The following is a 19715-nucleotide window of genomic DNA, read 5'->3' as shown; positions in this document are numbered from 1 at the left end:
GATGGATAACAGAAAAAAAACAACTGTTACTGTTTCGATGGTTAAATTAAATATCTATGCATTTCTTATAATATTCGCTTTGGCGTTTGGAATTGGTTATTTGCATATATTTCTTTCAGGCGGGGTTCAATTTGAATTTACATTGCCCGTTATGTTTCTTTTGATTATTGGAATGATTGTTTTCGTTTGTATTCATGAGGCAATACATTTAATTGGATTTCGTTATATCGGAGGTGTTCCGTGGAGTGAACTAACATGGGGCGTCAATTGGAAATTAGGTGTAGCATACGCTCATTCTAAAAAAGAAATTACAGTAAAGCAAATGAAGAAAGTGTTAATGTTACCGTTTTTACCGACTGGAATTTTGCCAATTGTATTGGGATTAGTTATGAATCTGGAGCCACTCTCATTTTTAGGAATTTTACTAACAGCGAGTTGTATCGGTGACATTGCCTTATATCAAAAAGTTTCAAAGTTTCCAGATGATGCGCTAGTTAAGGATCATCCGAGTAAGCCGCAGTTTACAGTATATGAGTAAGTAAGGAAGAGGAGGCGTTTTTAAACGACGGCTTCTTTTTTGTTTGTCAGTTTTTGTAGATAAGTCGATATATTGTGAAAATCGCCGATATAATTTGAGTTACAGTCGATATATTTCAAAAATCGCTGATATATTTCAAGTTGTGTTCGATATATTCGAAAAATCGCTGATATAATTTTTTAGAAGAAGACTGCTCGAATCATGGGAAACCTCCTTACAGTTTATATAATTAATTATCGTATATTCGTTAAAAAGAGATTATTATATTTTTGTAGAATGGAATAATGGAGGATTGTATGAAGAGACTGTATGGCAAGTTAGTGGGGGGGATTGTTGCAATCGGCTTACTAGCAGGATGCGATAGTTCTATGAAGAGTGTGAAAGAAAAAGAAGTGTGTAAAACAGAAGAAGAATGCGTGGAAATAGGAGATAATACACTTCAAAAAGTATATGAAAAAATAGATGGATTATCTGAGCTTGAGGCAGTAGAAGATTATGATATAGAAGAGCATGAAGTGCAGATATGAAAGAGGCAGAGCAGAAAAAAGACGATGATGAAAGTTATTTCTTTTTAGCTTCTTATTATATCGATGGTGATGAAATTGTAGATCCTTATTTTGAAAAGATAGAACGGAAACGTTTAAATAAAGTATTCGCTGAAGATAAAGAAGCGAAAGAAGAGGTGCTGCAACAACGTCAAGATAGAGGTTATCATGAAGACTTATGGGATATGTATCGTACACTCATTCCAGCTAAATATCGCGGTAATATAACAGAATTTGATTTAATAACGGATGGTTATGACGGTGTTGTTGCCCATGTTATGCCGAGTATGGAGAATCCGAAAGACTGGACTCTTAGCCTAGATACGCTTGATTCTGCGGTAAATATCGATGAAGTGATGAAAACATTAATTCATGAGACGGCTCACGTGTTGACGCTCGGGTATAAGCAAATACCAGTAGATGAAAACTATGTAAAGGCTTTTGAAGAAGATAAAGATATTTCAACGTACCGAAATAAATGTGGAAATCTTTTCTTACAAGAGGGATGTGCGAAGGAAAAATCTTATATTAATCAATTTTATAACGCTTTCTGGAAGCCTATTGAGCAGGAGTGGACAGAAAAGAAAGTAGAAGAAAGTGAAGAAACTCAAATTGAATTTTTTAAAGAAAAGCAAGATGAGTTTGTCTCACAGTATGGAACGACAAATGTAGCAGAAGATATTGCTGATACGTTTACAGCGTTTATTTTGCAAGATTCCAAAAAGGTGAAAGAAGGATCGGAGTTAAAGTATAAAAAAATTGCGTTCTTTTATCAGTTCCCTGAGCTTGTAAGAATGAGAGCGGAAGTGTTGTCGGGATTATATGATGTTTCGAAAACGATAGAGCAATAAAGTGGACATTAATGCGAGTTGTATATTTTAGCCAAGAAAACGTAAAGAATTTTAGTTCTTTGCGTTTTTCATATTGATAAAATTGAAGATTCTGTCTTTTTTATTAAAAAGAAGAAGGAACTATCACTATAAAATAGAATTAGTATAAAAATGTCACAATTTAGACACAATTATAATGCGCGTGTTGTAGGGGCTATAAGTTTACTCTCGAGGAGGTAATGAAACGTATGAAAACGATTCTTGCTGTTGCTGGTCTCATTTGGGTAATGTCTCACGGTTTTCCGATTTTTGAAGGGGAGCAAATTCGTAGTGCATTGGATAAAAAGTTTAATGATTATCATGTGATAGATCGAAAAGATAATGTCGTTACAGTACGTGTGAAAGACTGTTTCCATACAGTTACGGTTGCGGATGGAAACGTTAAAAATGAAACAAAGATGTGTGATAAAAAGTAAAAGAAAGAAGCTGACTATAGTTTATCGTCCTAAGTCAGCTTTTTTTTCGTTTCCCAATTAGAAGTTTTTCAAACGCCTCAACAAACACATACATAAGTGTGGCGAGGACGCAGGTGAGTAGTACGCTCAGTAAGACGAGCGTGAAATTAAATACTTGGAATCCGTAGCTAATTAAGTAGCCAAGACCTTGTTTAGAGACGAGTAGTTCGCCGAATATAACGCCGACCCATGATAAACCAACGTTTACTTTTAACGTTGAAATAATGGCTGGGAAGGATGCAGGGAGAACTACTTGCTTATAACATTGCCATTTATTTGCGCCGAATGTGTCCATCACTTTTATATAGTTAGAATCGACTTCTTGAAATGCACTGTAAATAACGAGAATGGTAATGATGATGGAAATGATTACTCCCATTGCAATCGACGAAGAAATATTTGGACCGAAGATTACAATGATAATAGGACCAAGTGCCACTTTTGGCATGGCGTTTAGGACGACGAGATATGGATCAAGTACGCGGGCGAGAAGTGGTATCCACCAAAGGAAAGTAGCGATAATGGCTCCGAGCACTGTTCCAAGAATGAAGCCTACTCCCGTTTCAAGTAATGTCGTCCATATGTGGACCCAAAGCGAACCGTCAAGCCATTTACTAAGGAAGAGATCCCAAATGCTTGAAGGAGAGCTAAAGAGTAAAGGGTCAATCCACTCTTTTTTGCTAGCTATTTCCCACAGTGCAAAGAAAAGAATGAGCAGTAAAAGTTGTAAAGACCTGGCTAGCCATGCGCGTCTGCGTTCTTTCTTCCGAAACTGTTCATGTAGTTGCTTTATATTATCCAAGGCGTTCCAGCTCCTTCCATATATCTTGGAAGAGGGATGGGAAGTCATGGTGATGGCGTGATTCTAACGGTGATAAGGAACGGATGCTTTCTGGGACGATAAATGTTTTTGCTATTTTTCCAGGATTCGCTTGTAGTAAATAAATACGATCACTCATCGCAATTGCTTCTTCAATATCATGTGTCACGAGTAGTGAAGTTTTCTTATATTTGCGTAGTAAGCTGAAAACAAGATCTTCTAGTTTCAATTTCGTTTGATAATCGAGCGCTGAGAATGGCTCATCTAGCAATAAAATTTTCGGATCGGTCGCTAACGTTCGAACGAGGGCGGCACGTTGACGCATACCGCCGGATAGTTCACGAGGGTATTGCTCTTCTACGTCATGTAGGCCGACTTGTTTTAAAAGTTGTAAAGTATGTTCTTTCGTCTGTTGATCGTAAATTTTTCGGATATGAAGTCCAAGCATAATATTTTCTTCAATTGTCTTCCAAGGAAACAAGTAGTCTTGCTGCAACATATACCCCATAGATGGAGTTTTCGTTGTAATGGGCTCACCATCTAAAAAGACGATACCTTCAATTGGATCAAGCAGCCCGGCAATAATGGAGAGGAGTGTCGTTTTGCCGCAACCACTTGGACCGAGTATAGAAATGAATTCGCCTTCCTCCACTTGTAAACTCATATCTTCGAGAATCAGTTTGGCATTCTCTTTTGCGAAAAAGCAGTGAGAAACGTTACGTATTTGTAAAAAACTCATACAATTCGCCTCTATTTCTTAATAACGCTTTCGGCAATTTTTGTATTGACGAGCGCTTCATGTGGAACTTCTTTTTGTAATTCGCCAGCTTCCTTCATAATCGTTTGGAGCTGTTTCCATTCTTCCGCATCTAATAGCGGATTTGTCGCATAAGAATGTTGCTTTTTATACCGCTCAATTACTTTTACTGTAATGTCTTTTGAAGTGTCTTTAAATAACGGAGAAATTGCATCAGCAATCTCTTCTGGACTATGAGTATCAACCCATTGTTGCGCTTTGTAGAGAGCACGTGTGAATTTTTCAGCAGCAACTTTATCCTTTTTTAAGAAACTTTCTTTTGCCATGAACGATGTATAAGGAACAGTACCAGATTCATTTCCGAACGAAGCGACGATATAACCTTTACCTTCTTTTTCGAAGATACTTGCAGTCGGTTCAAAGAGCTGTACAAATTCTCCCGTACCAGATGCGTAGGCATTTGCAATATTAGCAAACTCGATGTTTTGAATTAAGTTTGTATCTTTGTGAGGATCAATGCCATTTTTCTTTAAAACGTATTCTCCAACCATTTGCGGCATGCCGCCTTTACGCTGTCCTAAAAATGTAACACCTTTTACATCATTCCAATTAAAAGAGTCTAATTTTTTACGTGAAACTAAAAATGTTCCATCTGTTTGTGTAAGCTGTGCGAAGTTAATGACAGGGTCTTTTGCGCCTTGTTGATGAACGTAAATAGACGTTTCTGAACCAACGAGAGCAATATCAATGCCGCCAGATAACAGGGCGGTCATCGTTTTATCTCCGCCAGCTGTTGTTTGGAGGTCAATATTTAATCCCTCATCTTTAAAAAATCCTTTTTCAATCCCGACATATAACGGGGCGTAGAAGAGAGAATGGGTAACTTCGCCGACGCGAATGTTTTGAGTTTGTTCTTTCGTACCTTCTTTTTTACTACTGCAAGCAGCGAATGTGAAAACAGCTAGTAACATGATGCAAAAAACAGATATTAATTTTTTCACTATATAACACCTCCTAGAAGTCACTCTACAAGCATGATATGTAGGTAAGTGCCCATATGTGAGTGTAGATAGCAGGAATTTTTTTGGTGATAAAGAAGTACAAATATAAGGGGTGATAAAATGGAGTACGAATATGATGATAGCGTACATTTACATCTTGATTATTTCGGAACAGAATGTGATATGGAATCGATTGCTTATAAGCGGAGGAATGAAGACGTGTGGGATGTGTATTTTAATTTTGGAGCATATGGCCTTCAGAAAGATGAGATTGAGACGGGTAGATTTATGGATGAATATGCTGGTCATTACGTTTTTTCTGTACATGCTCGTGATCTTAGCTGGGAATTTGGAAGTGCTCAATTTGAAGAGTGGGTTTTGAGAAATCATATAGTAGAAAAATCGCTGCAAAAATAGGGAGGAATTTCGTGATTGATTTTCTCATTCTATTGTTCATGTTTGTAGTTGGATTTTTCATTATGCAATTTCTTACTTACCAATTTGCAAAGAAAAATATTCATAAATACAAGGGGATAAAATGGGTTCATATGTGGTTAGATATGACGATGAAAAAAGGTCCGAGATTAGATCTTTTTGATTTTGTAGTTATCGTACTTGTATGTATTATATGGAAAGTATGGATGTATCCTCTTGTATAATAAATATGCTTATTTCTGTTAAAATGAAGGAGAACCTGTCAGTGTTGATAGGTTCTTTTTTTATGATAAAAATTTTGTGAAGCATAGTTCATTTATTATGCTACTAGAATATAGAAGAGATGAAGAAGTTGTATTTTTTAAGGGGAAATTAAGGATATACGTGTATAATACAAACACATAGGGAGACTAACTGCATACAAATATGTTATTTTGTATAGGACAATATGTTTTTTGATGCGAGACGAAGGGGTAAAGGAAAGAGGGAATAAATTGCTTTTTAATGTTTTAACACAACAACGAAGAAGAGATGAATTTTATCTTAGTTTTTCTCCTCAGGAGCCGAGGAAGAACCTACTAATTTCTATCATTCTTAGTGGAATGTGGGCGATTTGTTTAGAAACGCTGTTTTTTGTTATGTTAAGGTCTTTCGAATTCGAGAAAACTAAAGAATTTTTTAATGGGAAAATCCAGCTAAGTATACTCATTATTGTTTTGTGGAGTGTACTACTATACATCATTCATTTAAATAAAGGTATCAGTCATAAGCTTAGGCCAGCTATTCGAATTTATGTCGTATTATTTTTAATTGCTCATACAATGAATTGGATGTATATCCTGATACAGGAAGATATGAATCTTATAGTAGTAAATACATGGGTGTATTTACAATATGGACAGTATATATTAAGCCTATTATTTATTTATATGGTATACGTTTTTGCATATAATTTGATCGGAAAAGTTTTCTTAAGTACAACGATAACTAGCTTAGTTTTGATTATTTTTGTGATGGTGAACCATTTTAAGCTCATTTTTAGAGGGGAGCCATTCTACCCGTCTGATTTTACACAGATTGGCCATATGAATTCCGTTATACCGATGGTTATGGATTATTTCAGTTTTTGGAATATGTTTCTGATGATTGTTAGTATTGTTTTACTTATATTTATAGTTATGTATATAAGAAAATACATTCCAGTTATAAAATCACATATTATTATAAGGATAATTTTAATATGTGGCTCTGCGTTTATGTTGTATGCATATAGTAACTACCCTACTACCTTTATGAATAATATATTTACAAAAGCTGGGGTAGACATCCGCGCATGGAATCAAGCTTCAAATTATAAGGGGAATGGTTTTGTTATAGGGTTTTTAAGTAATTTAGATACGACAGTCATAAAAGAGCCAGAGGAATATTCAAAGGAAAATATGCAGCAAATTGCAAAGGATATAGAAAAGCAATATGGCGGTAAAGTAAAAGCGCAAAAAAAGGCAGAGAAGCCGAACATTATATATATTATGAGTGAAGCATTTTGGGATCCGACAAAATTAACGAATCTTTCATTTAGCGAAGATCCAGTGCCGAATTTACATCGTTATACAGAGAATTTCCCAGGGGGACAAACGATAGCTCCTACATTTGGAGGGAATACAGCGAATACAGAATTTGAAGCATTAACGAGTTACTCGATGAGCCTCTTAATGCCAGGTTCTATACCGTATCAACAAGCTATTCCAAGTCAGAAAGAAGTTCCATCTATTGCAAGTGAATTGAAAAAGCAAGGGTATTATGCAAGTGCAATTCATGCCTTTAATCGATCGTTTTATAAACGGGAAGATGTATATAAAACATTAGGATTCGATAATTTTAATGCAGAAGACACGATGAAAAATACAGAAGTGGTTGGAGATAATATTGGTGATTTATCTATGAGTAAAGAAATAATAGATGAATTAAAAAAGAGAAAACAACCTACATTTATTCATGCGGTGACGATGCAAAATCATTTTCCATATACACCAAATATGTTTGGTGAAAATAAAATAGAAATTAGTGGATTAACAGAAAAGGAATCGAAAGCGGAATTAGAAGCATATACAGAAGGGGTAAGACTGTCTGATGAAGCGCTACAATATTTAATTGAGCAGCTTGATGAGTTAGACAGGCCTACTTTATTAGTCTTCTTTGGAGATCATTTACCTATGTTAGGAACTAATAAATCTATTTATAAAGAAGCAGGATATATAGAAAATGAAGAGACGGTAAGAGAAAGATTAATTATGTCAGAAACACCATTGTTAATGTATGCGAATTTCGATTTACCAAATGACAATTTAGGTTTAGTAAGTCCAATTTATTTTTCTAGTCTTGTTTTTGATTATGCAGGATTAAATCAATCACCATTTTATCAATTTCTATCGGAAATGCATAAAGAAATACCGGTTCTGAGAGATGAGTTAAAGGTTAATAAAGATGGGGAAGAGATAACAGATTTAACAAAAGAACAAAAAGAAATGTTAGAGCAATATAAAATGCTCCAATATGATTTACTTGCTGGAAAGCAGTATAGTAAAGATATACTTTTTAAATAGAAAAACAAAAAGAACTTGTATAACGATACAAGTTCTTTTTTTTATAGTATTTAACGGGGTAACCAGACAAGCTGGGTTTAGGGAGTATTACCTGTACATTTAGTATAAATGAAAATATAATCGTTTTATTGATTGATTTGTGAGAAATGTGTGAATTTTAATCTTTTCAAAAACTGCGTTCATATCAACACGATTTGGCATAGGTTTTTATGAATGTAAAAATTTTATAAGTTCTTCATTTAATTCATCCGCTTGATCGATTGGAGAACCGTGACCACTATTTGTAAGAGGCTGTAACTGAGAGTTTTTAATCCGCTTTTGTGTGAGTTCAGCGCTTTTGTAAGGGATAAGTTGATCGTGAATACCGTGGAATATTTTTGTTGGGACGTTAATTTTACTTAAATCTTTCGTTACGTCTTCATTTGCGGCTGCTTGTAATATTTTGATGAGAGCGTAGGAAGCAGACTGCATACCGAGATAAGAAAACCATTCTAACGTAGCAGATCCTAAGTTTCTATTAAAAAATGATAAAGATACGTCATTTAAAAATTTAGGCATATTGGCATACATTTGATTAATAAGGGTATCTGCTTGTTCTTTTGGGACACCATAGGGAGATTCTTGATTTTTAACGAAAGAGGGGGAAACAGCATCGACTAATACAAGTTTAGAAATATGATGACCATTATAGCGAGACATGTACCGAATAGAAAGAGCACCACCTACTGAGAAACCAACTAATGTAGCATTTTCTACTTGAAGTGCTTCTAGAACAATGGCGATATCGTCTGCTAAACGATCGTATGTGTAACCCGTCTACGGTTTATCAGATTGCCCGTTTCCGCGTATATCCATAGCGATGCAGCGGAAACCATGCTGTGGCAACACATTGAGCTGATATTGGTACATTTGATGATTTAAAGGCCAGCCATGGACGAAGAACACGGTTTTACTACCGGGGCCGGGATTCACGTCTTGCACAAAAATATGCACATCTTTTTCGACGGTAACAAACATAAATTATCCCCCTATCCTATACATAAGCTCTATCCCAAAAACGTTGTTTCGTCATAGCCTTAATAAATTCATTCGCCAGGAGCGTAGGGTTTTGTTCTATTAAGACACCAGGTGTTCTTTCATTTTTAAGTGTGAAAGATTTCAGTGATTTATCCATTTATCAATGGCCCGTAAAAGCCTGATTGGTAAGGGCTGATTAAAGTTTCACTTTATTTTTTATCTTCTACCCCCTACATAATATACGTATTATTGTTTATAGTTTTTATGAATGCATATAGTCTGAAAATATCGTGACATTGGGATGATTTTCCTTAAATGTTCGATTTATCTTTGTTTGTTTATGAAAATCATTTATTATAATAAATGGTATTCTTCGAGATATTACTTTGAAGGGGTGTTGAAGTGAAAGAAAGTTTTCTATCATATAAAGAAGAAGAAAAGAATGCAAAAATCCTTTTGTGGGTGCTATATGGCATTGTAGTTTCATACCAAATTTTCTACGCAATCGTATTAGAGAATAAATCGCTAACGGATAAGGGACATAGCATACTATGGCAAGTTATTTGCGGAACAGCAATACTCGGTGTGAATGTATACTTAATAAAAAAAGAGAAAGCGAACCTTGTTAAATATGCATGTGTATTTGCATACATAGGAATAGAAATCGTTAATATACTTTCGTATATGCTTTATAATAAGGCGGCATTTGATGGGGGAAATATAATAGAAATTATTCTCATCTTCTTTGTACCTATATTTTTAAATAAAAAATATTTTGTGTTTGTACTTTCAACTATTGTAGGGAAATATATGATTTATTTATTTGTATTAAAGGAAGTAAAAGGATTTATGTTTCTCATTATGTATACACTCGTATTAATAGCGGCATACATCATTTTAAATCGATTTATACAATACCTTTCAGCGGTAAAGGAAAGTATTAAGATTGCTAGTGAATCACAAAAATTAGCAGTAATCGGAAAAATGGCAGCGACAGTGGGACATGAAATTAAAAATCCACTTGCTTCATTAAAAGGGTTTACGCAATTACAACGAGAGAAGCATGGAGAGGACCCTATTTACAAACAGATGATTTTTGAAATAGAAAATATGAATAATATGATAAGTGAATTGATGGAGGTTGCTACATGTAAACCCTCTATTTATAAGAAACATAATATAGGTGAAATTGCATTACAAGCAGTAACAATTCTTCGAGAAAAAATGAATGAATCCAATGTTCAGCTTATTTCTAATATCGAAGAAAAGATATTAGAAGTTGAATGTGATGAGCGGAAAATAAGAGGAGTCTTTCTATATATCATAAAAAATGCTCTGGAGGCAATGGAGCAAGGTGGCACATTAGAGTTACGGTTAGAAAATAAAGGACAAGATTATGTAATGCTAAGTGTAATCGATAATGGTTACGGTATTAAGAAGGAAAATTTGGCTCGTGTTACAGAATCCTTTTATACAACGAAACAAGATAAAATTGGCCTGGGACTTACGGTAGCACATCGGCTTGTTACTGAGCAGCATCTTGGTGAATTACATATTTCAAGTGAAAGAGATATTGGAACTAGAATAGATATCATGCTCCCGAAACAACGTGGAAATAGTGAAATCCAAGTGGGAGAAAAGCTAGGAGTTACCATATGAATAAAGACGATATATTTAAAAATGAAGAAATGAAGGCACTGAAAATATTTTTAAGTTTATTTTTTATTATATTTTTTGTATACGATCTTGCCTACGAATTTATTGTACCTTTAATAGGAGGTGAGCAAGAAGGAGTAGGACAATTTGAAGATGGTTTAGGTTTATGGCTGTATTTTCTGATGGTGATCTTATTTTGTATTGGAGTATATTTCATGAAATGGAAGAATCCATTTGCAGTGAAGTATATTATACTAATTGGATATAACCTATTAGATTTTATCCATAATTTTATGATTTACTACGGTAGTGATGCTGAGTTTGATGGTGGGAATATAGTAGAAGGATTTTTTATTTTATTTGCCCCACTTTTTGTGAATAAAAGATATTTTTGGTTAGTTCCGAGCATACTTGTTGGAAAATACGCTCTTATAGGAATCATTATTCACTCTTCACTCGTTTTAATCCCGATGGCATTATATAGCGTATTTACTGTCATATGTTGGATTATGTTTTTGCGGTTTCAATCTTACGTTCGTACGCTTGAGATGATGGATAAAGAAATACAACAAACAGAAAAGCTAGCAACTGTTGGAAAAATGGCAACAGTTATTGGTTACAAAATTAGAAGACCTCTAGCGAATTTGAAGAAATTTGTGAATAAGCAAGCAAATAAATATCCAGAGGATAAAATATATAGTGATATTATGAAACAGGAAGTGGAACGAATACATACAATCGCAACAGAACTTAGTGGATTTGAGAAATCTAAATCACTAGAATCAGAAATTCATAGTATAGAAGAAATTATCGCTTATGTTATTCGAGTTATGGGGAAGCCTGCTTTAAAGCAAGGAGTGCACATACAAGGTATTTATAGTAAAGACATACCATCGATTACATGCGATGAAAAACGATTAAAACAAGTGTTTTTTAATTTAATTAAAAATGCGATTGAGGCAATGTCAGTTGGCGGAACGATTACGATTAAAGTGACTGTAGAAGATGCAATCATTATTCAAGTTAAGGATGAGGGTTGCGGTATTCCAAAAGACAAAATTCCGAAGCTAAATGAAGCCTTTTACACAACGAAAGAAACGGGAACAGGTTTAGGTTTAGTAGTTACAGAAAAAATTATTAAAGATCACAACGGTAAAATGAGTTTTGAAAGTGAAGTTGGGGTTGGGACGACGGTGAAGGTTATGTTGCCGATACAATAAAAAAGTATTTTTAAAAGGGAAATCACTTACTTGAGAGCGATTTCCCTTTTTATGAATAAAAATTCAAAAGTATTTACACCATTCGTACAGTATATATAATTTAAAAACTAAAATATGGATATTTTTACAATGATAGTATAAAATGAGCTTGTCTGTTAGTTGTTTTAATTTATTTGTATTTCTATTTGTTGGCCCCAATTATTGGGGCATTTTTTGAAAATGAAATGGATATATATTTGTTATTAAAAATATAGAATACATAGCGTTTATAGTAAAAATAGGATTAATATATGGAAGAGATTTTTTAGATGCTTTTGGAGTACTTCTGTGGATGTTTCGACTATTGGTTCGTCTTCAATTAATTATTTTTGTTGTTCATAGCAAAATAAGAAGCGGTTAGGAAACAAATAAAGCTTAGAATCCAACCAATAGAAGGAGAATAGGGAAGTATAGGTTGTAATACCATCCCGCTAGAAATAAAAAAACTACCGAGTAGACCTAAGAAGATGGGTATCGCAGTAATTTGAGCACAAGTGATACAACTTCCTTTATTACATATATTGTATATTGGTCATAATTTTCTGTATATATTTTTTGAGAAAAAAGGTGGTACAATATATGAATGATACGAGAGAGGATGAACATTAACATATGTACGTTACTGTAACAGAAGCAGCATATAAAAAGATTATGGATACGATTCCAAATGAAGCGAAATATATAAAGTTATTTTACGATAACGAAGGTTGCGGTTGTGTAATGAGCGGAATTATCGATTTAGTAGCTGTAGCAGAAAAAGATGAGCGCGATGTGGATATTGAATCAAGCCAGTTTAGCTTTATCGCAGATCGCACAAAGCTTGTATTTATGGATGATAAGTTAACAGTTGATTGGCATGAAGGTGGAGGAACTTTTCAGCTGAAGAGCCCAAGCCAATTTTATAATCCAAATATGAAGTTACACGTTCGAGTGTAGTAAAGGAAAGGTGATTCCAAAATGTATTTTGGAATCACCTTTTTTTATTGTATAAGTCGCTATTATTGTCGTTTTTTGTTAATAAGTCGATATATTTAAAAAATCGCCGATATAATTTGAGTTGCGCTGATATAGTTGGAAAATCGCTGATATAAATGGAGTTGCGCTGATATTTTCAGAAAATTGCCGATATAATTTCCTGTACCAAAACGTTGCATACAATACAAAGATTTTTTTCACATAATGAAATGTACATGTAATTGAATTTTCTGTATAATCTTATTTGCGGAGGGGATACGCATGAGAAGATGGGGAATTGAGTTATTAATTTTAGCAGTTGTTATTATTTGGGGGATTAATTTTACGATTGCGAAATATGGACTTTTAGAATTTACAGCAATTGAGTTTACTGCACTTCGTATGATATCGGCGGCACCGCTTATGTTACTCCTTACCTTTTTTATTGAAAAGTCGGTTTATATGGAGAGAAAAGATATACCTAGATTAATCATCGTTAGCGTTGTAGGTATTGTACTGTATCAAACGTTATTTATGGAAACTGTCAAATATACATCCGCTACAAATGCCTCTTTACTTATTTCTATTTCACCTATTTTTACAACTGTATTTGCTATTTTCTTGAAACAAGAAAAGTTTTCTTCTCGAAAGTTCATCGGTTCTATCATTGCCTTTAGTGGTGCAGCATTAGTTTTAGTAGCAGGGCATTCACTTGCTAGTTCTTTTTATGGAAATGGAATTGGGCTAATTACATCAATATGCTGGGGGCTTTATCCTGTTTTAGCTGGTCCATTAATTAAAAAATATTCAGCACTACGTGTCACCGCATGGTCAGCACTAGTTGGCGCGATGCCGCTTTTACTTTTAAGTGGATCATACATATTTATAATGCCATTTCACATTACACATGGAATGACACTATTTGCTTTACTATATTCTATTTTCTTTGTAACAGTATTCGGTTTAGTTATGTGGTATGTTGGGATTCAAAAAATTGGGGCGTCACATACGATGGTATATATGTATATAACGCCGCTTGTAGCTGTTTTATTTGCAGCTGTATGGGCAGATGAATATGTATCGTTTCAACAAATAATTGGTGGGATTATTATTTTCTTCGGTTTATGGTTTGTGAAATCGGAGAAAGTAAAAGTGCACTCTACTGTGGGGAACCTATATCAAAATAGGAAAACAGATCACCTATGATCTGCTTTCCTATTTTTTTATTTTTGGTAAGAAGACGAGAAATAAGATAGCAGTAATAAGTGGAATTAAGTTTAAAAATGGAATACGGAAGAGTGTGATAAGAATAATACCTGGAAGAAGAACACCGAGGACAGCATAGAAAATACTATGATTTTTCGTGTACCAATACAATGAAAGTCCAATAAGTGCAGGGATAATAAGGTGAATGAGAGCCATTAAAAAATAAATCATTAGACGCCCCCTTTATTTGTGTGCTTATTACATCATATCCGTATGTTCATAGATTGATATCATTTTTTTCATAAATGGACGAAAAATGTTTGGAAAAACGTCACAAATTATAAGAATATGATGTTTGAAATCTTGTATAATATTATTTCCTAAAAACATTTAAACAACGTAAACATATCGTTTATGTTGTTTTTAATTTGATTGAAATGGATGTAAGCAGTATAAACTTGAAAGAAATTTTTTGTTGGATAGATAAAAATTACTGAAGAGGAGAACAGCATGATTAGTATGTCATTAAGGTCATTTAAAATTCAATCGTATTATATACTAGGTATTTTGTTAATAGGATGGATGTTAACACCGTTTTCAGCACATTTTTTAGGCGCTGGAATTGGACTTATTGTAAGTATGTATTGCGTTTGGCTTTTAGGAAGACGAATTGAGAAGCTTGGAGATAGTATCGTAAAGAAAACGAAAGCACCGACGCTCGGTATGTTTAATCGTTTTGCCGCTGCTATTTTAGGTGCTATTATTATGTACGAAATTGAGCACCACATGGTGATGTGGGCATTTGCAGTAGGGATTATGGGCGGCTATTTCTTAATTGTTGTTAATTTAGGATATTATAGCATGAAAGATGAGAAAGAATTAACGAAGAGCTAAAAAGATAAAAAGCTTCTTTTTAGATGGAATAGATGATCCAGCCACGGATAGAAACGGCCAGAGCCTTTTTTAGCCCCATGCGATGTGAAACCAGATAGATGTAGTGAGTAGGGATATAATTTATATATTCGAAGCCGTAATTTGTCTCTGTTGAAATGGGCTTACTCTGGGATAAGTGATTCAGTGATGGATAGTACGGCAGGAAGCGTAACTTTGCATAAAATACAGGTTTCCGCTTCCAATAAGTTAACATGAAATCACGTATTAGTATGACTCTTAGATTTTTTAAAAAAGTTGGATATAATACAAAAAGCTATCCCGGTAATTAGAATAATATATTTTATTGTTTCACTTGTATGCTCAAATAAATTAACGTTAAGCATCACAAGTCCCCAAAACATTTGGATCGCTCCATAACTGAATAAAATTTTTCCTGTACGAGAAAAAATTTTCATAGGTTTCACCCCTTCCTATATATGTAAATTGTATCATGGAAAACTAAAATTAAATAAATATAAAGTGAAATTTCTGTAAATTAACCAAACTAAGCCACAGATGAAGAGATTAATGTTTCATTTTATATAAGATATAGAAAGAAGCTTACGCAAAAACGTAAGCTTCTTTTTTATGTAAGTGTGTGTAACCGTTAAGCCGCATTGGGTTTTGTCGGTGAGTACGCGGAACTTTACGGTTACACGACACTTATTCATATGAGTAAAAGGGTTATTCCAACAGAAAGTTTATTCTTAAGCGATTGGGCCGCCTAAGTTAATAATATCTTCAGATACGCTGTCGAACTTTTTGAAGTTCTCTTTGAATTCATTTGCAAGCTCGATTGCTTTTGCTTTGTAAGCAGCTTTATCAGCCCAAGTTTGTTCAGGCATTAACACTTCGTCAGGTACACCTGGTACGTGAAGTGGAACTTCAAGACCGAAGATGTTATGTTTAGCTGTTTCAGTTTTCGCAAGTTCGCCGCTTAATGCCGCTTGAATCATTGCACGAGTGTAACCTAAGTTCATACGTTTTCCAACGCCGTATTCGCCACCAGTCCAGCCAGTGTTTACTAAGAATACTTTCGCATCGTGTTTCTCGATTTTTTCACCAAGCATTTCAGCATAGCGAGATGCATCAAGTGGTAAGAATGGTGAACCGAAGCAAGTTGAGAATGTTGCTTGCGGTGATGTAACACCGCGCTCTGTTCCTGCTAGTTTACTAGTGTAACCACTTAAGAAATGATACATAGCTTGTTCTTTTGATAACTTACTGATTGGAGGCAATACGCCAGATGCATCAGCAGTTAAGAAAATGATTGTATTTGGGTGTCCAGCAACACTTGGCAGTACGATATTATCGATCGCATGCATAGGGTATGCAGCACGAGTATTTTCTGTTAAAGTAGTATCGTTATAGTCTGCGATACGCGTTTGGTTATTAATGATAACGTTTTCTAAAACAGATCCAAATTTGATTGCATCGAAAATTTGTGGTTCTTTCTCGTGAGAAAGGTTTACACATTTTGCGTAGCAACCGCCTTCAATATTGAATACACCGTTATCAGACCAACCATGCTCATCATCACCGATTAATTTGCGGTTTGGATCAGCAGATAATGTTGTTTTACCTGTTCCAGATAAACCGAAGAATAGTGCTACGTCACCTTCTTCACCTACGTTTGCAGAGCAATGCATAGAAAGAATATCTTGTTCAGGTAGTAAGAAGTTCATAATAGAGAAGATTGATTTTTTCATTTCTCCAGCGTATTCTGTACCACCAATTAGTACGATACGTTTTTCGAATGAAACCATAATGAATGCTTCAGAGTTTGTACCGTCAACAGCTGGATCAGCTTTGAAATTCGGCGCAGAAACAATTGTGAACTCTGATTCATGAGTTGTTAATTCTTCTTCAGTTGGACGAATGAATAATTGATGTACAAATAAATTGTGCCATGCATATTCGTTAATAACTTGAATTGGTAGGCGGTAATTGCGGTCAGCGCCTGCAAATCCATTGAAGACGAATAACTCTTCTTTTTCTTTTAAGTATTCTAAAACTTTAGTATATAATTTATTAAAATGTTCTTCAGAAATCGGTTGATTCACAGCTCCCCAAGCAATTTTGTCAGCAACCGATGCTTCTTTCACAATAAATTTATCTTTAGGAGAACGTCCTGTATATTTTCCTGTTGAAGCAGAAACGGCACCAGTCGAAGTTAATTTCCCTTCATTTCGCATTAATACTTTTTCCACTAATTGCGGAACACTTAGTTGAATCTGTGCATTGCTTCCGTTCAATAATTCGTGTAAACCAATTTGGACATTCACAGTACTCATATTTATATACCATCCTTTTCATTTAATGAAATATTTCTCGTAATCCCCAACAAGAGTATAACACAATTATATAAATAATGTATACTATTTATTTCTTTTTGTTTGTGTGAATACATTATTTCCTTATTAATATTTCATTTTAGGCGCATTGAGAAAAACTTTCAGGAAAATGTGAATATTAATTGACAAATGAATATCATTTCTTTAGTATAGGTTGGGACGGATACTCTCTTATCCCGAGCTGGCGGAGGGACAGGCCCGATGAAGCCCAGCAACCTCACTTGTAGTGGTAAATACAGGTGAATAGGTGCTAAAACCTGTGCGAGGCTACAGGTCTCGAACGATAAGAGCGAAGGGCAAAAAGCAGTATGCAAGTAGCAAATTAAACCTTTCCTCTATGTAAAGTAGGAAAGGTTTTTCTGTATGCTTGTGGGAGAATAAATGTATGTCGCAGTTTGTGGCAAATTAAGGATGAGTTCCGTACAATATATACAATTACTGTAGGGAGGTTTACCACATGACAAAAAAACGTCATCTGTTCACATCTGAGTCTGTAACTGAAGGACATCCAGATAAAATTTGTGACCAAATTTCTGATTCAATTTTAGATGCGATCTTATCAAAAGACGCAAATGCACGTGTAGCTTGTGAAACAACTGTAACAACTGGTTTAGTATTGGTAGCGGGGGAAATTACGACTTCTACTTACGTAGATATTCCAAAAATCGTTCGTGAAACAATTCAAGGCATTGGTTACACACGCGCAAAATACGGATTCGATGCAGAAACTTGTGCAGTTTTAACATCTATCGATGAGCAATCTGCTGACATCGCTATGGGTGTTGACCAAGCGCTAGAAGCACGCGAAGGTCAAATGACTGACGCTGAGATTGAGGCAATTGGTGCAGGAGACCAAGGTTTAATGTTTGGTTTCGCATGTAATGAGACACAAGAATTAATGCCACTTCCAATCTCGCTTGCTCACAAATTAGCTCGCCGTTTAACTGAAGTACGTAAAGATGATACATTATCATACTTACGTCCGGATGGAAAAACGCAAGTTACAGTTGAGTATGATGAAAATGGTAAACCTGTACGTGTAGATACAATTGTAATTTCTACACAGCATCATCCAGATGTTACATGGGAAGAAATCGATCGCGATTTAAAAGAGCATGTAATTAAGACTGTAGTTCCAGCAGAATTAATGGATGAAGAAACGAAATTCTTCATTAACCCAACTGGTCGCTTCGTAATTGGTGGACCACAAGGTGATGCTGGTTTAACAGGACGTAAAATCATCGTTGATACTTACGGTGGATACGCTCGCCACGGTGGTGGTGCATTCTCTGGTAAAGATGCAACAAAAGTTGACCGCTCTGCAGCATATGCGGCTCGTTATGTTGCGAAAAACATCGTAGCAGCTGGTCTTGCTGATAAAGCAGAAGTACAACTTGCATACGCAATCGGTGTAGCACAACCAGTATCAATTTCAGTTGATACATTCGGCACTGGTAAAGTATCTGAAGACGTACTAGTAGAACTAGTTCGTAACAACTTCGATCTTCGCCCAGCTGGTATTATTAAAATGCTAGACTTACGTCGCCCAATTTACAAACAAACAGCAGCTTACGGCCACTTCGGACGTACTGATGTAGATCTATCATGGGAACGTACAGACAAAGCTGCAGCTTTAAAAGAGCAAGCTGGTCTATAATATATGAAAAAAAGCTTTGCGCAGTGAGCGCAAAGCTTTTTTTATTTCGTTTTACTTATAATTTGAATGCATGAACTGCAATACACTTCGCCTTCTAGTTCAATATACTTTTTTATATTCGTCATGCCATTTGCCAGAAATGGCATATGAATCCAAGCTTTTTCATATGTTTTTATTTCTTTTTGGCATGATTTACAAACAGTTGGCTTTTTTTGAAACATGTGAAATTAACCTTTCATTTGACGTGCTTTTCCTGCGCAAAATGCACTGCTCAGTAAAAATAGCGTTGCGAATATAATGCTTACTAATGTAGCGTATGGGATTGCGCCTTTTAGAGAAAAACCGACAGTGATGGAAGCAACAAATAAGAGGATGAATGTTGTTGTTAATTTTTTATATAGTTCCATAATATGTAGACCTCCGATTTATTTGGTAGTGCAATTTTAAAAACTGAATTCTACTATGTAGAAAATATAAGAAAAGTTAAAGGTTAGCTAATGATGTGAAGTCTAGGGGGATAAGAAAGAATGTTTTTTATTTTCCTTTTTGTGGATTAGTATACTTATATTGTATCATGATGCATCATCGGCTTCATACATAATTGTGTAAAGATATGTATGATAAAATGAAGAAAA

At 34.9% G+C, this 19715-nt stretch carries 19 protein-coding genes, 2 pseudogenes and 1 riboswitch; of the genes and pseudogenes, 12 read left to right on the top strand and 9 right to left on the bottom strand.

Translation table 11 applies throughout. The features are described from left to right. Window position 1: 1 nt before the first annotated feature. The 3 genes and pseudogenes from V7S50_RS08625 (at window position 2) to V7S50_RS08615 (ending at window position 2389) form a co-directional block, all read left to right on the top strand. A complete protein-coding gene (locus V7S50_RS08625) occupies window positions 2-538 on the top strand; it encodes a DUF3267 domain-containing protein (protein WP_242252374.1) in 537 nt (178 codons plus the stop codon). A gap of 296 nt (window positions 539-834) precedes the next feature. After that, window positions 835-1934: pseudogene (locus V7S50_RS08620) on the top strand (recombinase family protein). Window positions 1935-2161: 227 nt separating this feature from the next. Then, window positions 2162-2389, top strand: coding sequence for a hypothetical protein (locus V7S50_RS08615; protein WP_000849109.1), 228 nt, complete (start codon window positions 2162-2164; stop codon window positions 2387-2389). 34 nt (window positions 2390-2423) lie between these two features. Here the strand turns inward: V7S50_RS08615 and V7S50_RS08610 are convergent, their stop codons facing one another. From V7S50_RS08610 to V7S50_RS08600, 3 genes are read right to left on the bottom strand one after another with little or no spacing between them, the layout of a single operon-like run. Beyond that, window positions 2424-3230, bottom strand: coding sequence for an ABC transporter permease (locus V7S50_RS08610; protein WP_016135516.1), 807 nt, complete (start codon window positions 3228-3230; stop codon window positions 2424-2426). Next, the gene (locus tag V7S50_RS08605) at window positions 3223-3987 is read right to left on the bottom strand and encodes an ABC transporter ATP-binding protein (RefSeq protein WP_242252375.1); all 765 of its coding nucleotides are present in this window, start codon (window positions 3985-3987) and stop codon (window positions 3223-3225) included. Before V7S50_RS08605 ends, V7S50_RS08610 begins: the two co-directional genes overlap by 8 nt. 11 nt (window positions 3988-3998) lie before the next feature. Next, window positions 3999-5006, bottom strand: a complete 1008-nt coding sequence (locus tag V7S50_RS08600; RefSeq protein ID WP_242252376.1) for an ABC transporter substrate-binding protein — start codon at window positions 5004-5006, stop codon at window positions 3999-4001. Window positions 5007-5126: 120 nt separating this feature from the next. On the opposite strand from V7S50_RS08600, the gene V7S50_RS08595 reads away from it, so the two are divergent. The 3 genes from V7S50_RS08595 to V7S50_RS08585 all read left to right on the top strand — a co-directional run bounded on the left by V7S50_RS08595 (window position 5127) and on the right by V7S50_RS08585 (window position 8044). Next, window positions 5127-5423, top strand: coding sequence for a DUF3986 family protein (locus V7S50_RS08595; protein ID WP_242252378.1), 297 nt, complete (start codon window positions 5127-5129; stop codon window positions 5421-5423). 11 nt (window positions 5424-5434) lie between these two features. Beyond that, the gene (locus V7S50_RS08590; protein ID WP_242252379.1) at window positions 5435-5665 is read left to right on the top strand and encodes a hypothetical protein; all 231 of its coding nucleotides are present in this window, start codon (window positions 5435-5437) and stop codon (window positions 5663-5665) included. Window positions 5666-5899: 234 nt separating this feature from the next. Then, entirely contained in the window at window positions 5900-8044 is a 2145-nt protein-coding gene (locus tag V7S50_RS08585) for an LTA synthase family protein (protein WP_242252632.1), read from the top strand. Between the two features lie 207 nt (window positions 8045-8251). Here V7S50_RS08585 and V7S50_RS08580 read toward each other — a convergent pair. After that, window positions 8252-9061: pseudogene (locus V7S50_RS08580) on the bottom strand (alpha/beta fold hydrolase). Between the two features lie 402 nt (window positions 9062-9463). Here V7S50_RS08580 and V7S50_RS08575 point away from each other — a divergent pair. The 4 genes from V7S50_RS08575 (at window position 9464) to V7S50_RS08560 (ending at window position 14136) form a co-directional block, all read left to right on the top strand. Beyond that, the gene (locus tag V7S50_RS08575) at window positions 9464-10720 is read left to right on the top strand and encodes a two-component system sensor histidine kinase NtrB (RefSeq protein ID WP_242252380.1); all 1257 of its coding nucleotides are present in this window, start codon (window positions 9464-9466) and stop codon (window positions 10718-10720) included. Further along, window positions 10717-11937, top strand: a complete 1221-nt coding sequence (locus tag V7S50_RS08570) for an ATP-binding protein (RefSeq protein ID WP_242252381.1) — start codon at window positions 10717-10719, stop codon at window positions 11935-11937. The genes V7S50_RS08575 and V7S50_RS08570 overlap by 4 nt, the downstream gene beginning before the upstream one ends. A gap of 651 nt (window positions 11938-12588) precedes the next feature. Further along, on the top strand, window positions 12589-12912 hold the full coding sequence (locus V7S50_RS08565; protein ID WP_000289563.1) for an iron-sulfur cluster biosynthesis family protein: 324 nt from the start codon (window positions 12589-12591) through the stop codon (window positions 12910-12912). A gap of 300 nt (window positions 12913-13212) precedes the next feature. Continuing rightward, the gene (locus tag V7S50_RS08560; RefSeq protein ID WP_242252382.1) at window positions 13213-14136 is read left to right on the top strand and encodes a DMT family transporter; all 924 of its coding nucleotides are present in this window, start codon (window positions 13213-13215) and stop codon (window positions 14134-14136) included. 9 nt (window positions 14137-14145) lie between these two features. Here V7S50_RS08560 and V7S50_RS08555 read toward each other — a convergent pair whose 3' ends face one another. Continuing rightward, window positions 14146-14367 (bottom strand): hypothetical protein, encoded by a 222-nt coding sequence (locus V7S50_RS08555; RefSeq protein ID WP_000639043.1) that lies wholly within the window; start codon window positions 14365-14367, stop codon window positions 14146-14148. A gap of 279 nt (window positions 14368-14646) precedes the next feature. On the opposite strand from V7S50_RS08555, the gene V7S50_RS08550 reads away from it, so the two are divergent. Then, window positions 14647-15030, top strand: coding sequence for an ATP synthase subunit I (locus tag V7S50_RS08550; protein WP_060632637.1), 384 nt, complete (start codon window positions 14647-14649; stop codon window positions 15028-15030). A 257-nt stretch (window positions 15031-15287) separates the two neighbouring features. Here the strand turns inward: V7S50_RS08550 and V7S50_RS08545 are convergent, their stop codons facing one another. Next, window positions 15288-15485 (bottom strand): hypothetical protein, encoded by a 198-nt coding sequence (locus V7S50_RS08545; protein WP_242252383.1) that lies wholly within the window; start codon window positions 15483-15485, stop codon window positions 15288-15290. A 291-nt stretch (window positions 15486-15776) separates the two neighbouring features. Continuing rightward, window positions 15777-17363, bottom strand: a complete 1587-nt coding sequence (gene pckA, locus V7S50_RS08540; RefSeq protein WP_063223624.1) for a phosphoenolpyruvate carboxykinase (ATP) — start codon at window positions 17361-17363, stop codon at window positions 15777-15779. Window positions 17364-17591: 228 nt separating this feature from the next. Further along, a riboswitch (SAM riboswitch) is annotated at window positions 17592-17713 on the top strand. 167 nt (window positions 17714-17880) lie between these two features. On the opposite strand from pckA, the gene metK reads away from it, so the two are divergent. Next, a complete protein-coding gene (metK, locus tag V7S50_RS08535) occupies window positions 17881-19080 on the top strand; it encodes a methionine adenosyltransferase (RefSeq protein ID WP_242252384.1) in 1200 nt (399 codons plus the stop codon). Window positions 19081-19121: 41 nt separating this feature from the next. Here metK and V7S50_RS08530 read toward each other — a convergent pair whose 3' ends face one another. Together V7S50_RS08530 and V7S50_RS08525 are read right to left on the bottom strand one after the other, a co-directional pair. Beyond that, complete coding sequence (locus V7S50_RS08530; protein ID WP_242252385.1) at window positions 19122-19301, bottom strand: hypothetical protein; 180 nt, start codon at window positions 19299-19301, stop codon at window positions 19122-19124. Window positions 19302-19307: 6 nt separating this feature from the next. Beyond that, the gene (locus V7S50_RS08525; protein WP_000424805.1) at window positions 19308-19487 is read right to left on the bottom strand and encodes a hypothetical protein; all 180 of its coding nucleotides are present in this window, start codon (window positions 19485-19487) and stop codon (window positions 19308-19310) included. Between the last annotated feature and the right edge of the window lie 228 nt (window positions 19488-19715).

The organism is Bacillus sp. CCNWLW194 (assembly GCF_037120585.1).
Taxonomy (GTDB): domain Bacteria; phylum Bacillota; class Bacilli; order Bacillales; family Bacillaceae_G; genus Bacillus_A; species Bacillus_A basilensis.
This window is presented reverse-complemented; position numbering and strand designations above follow the sequence as displayed.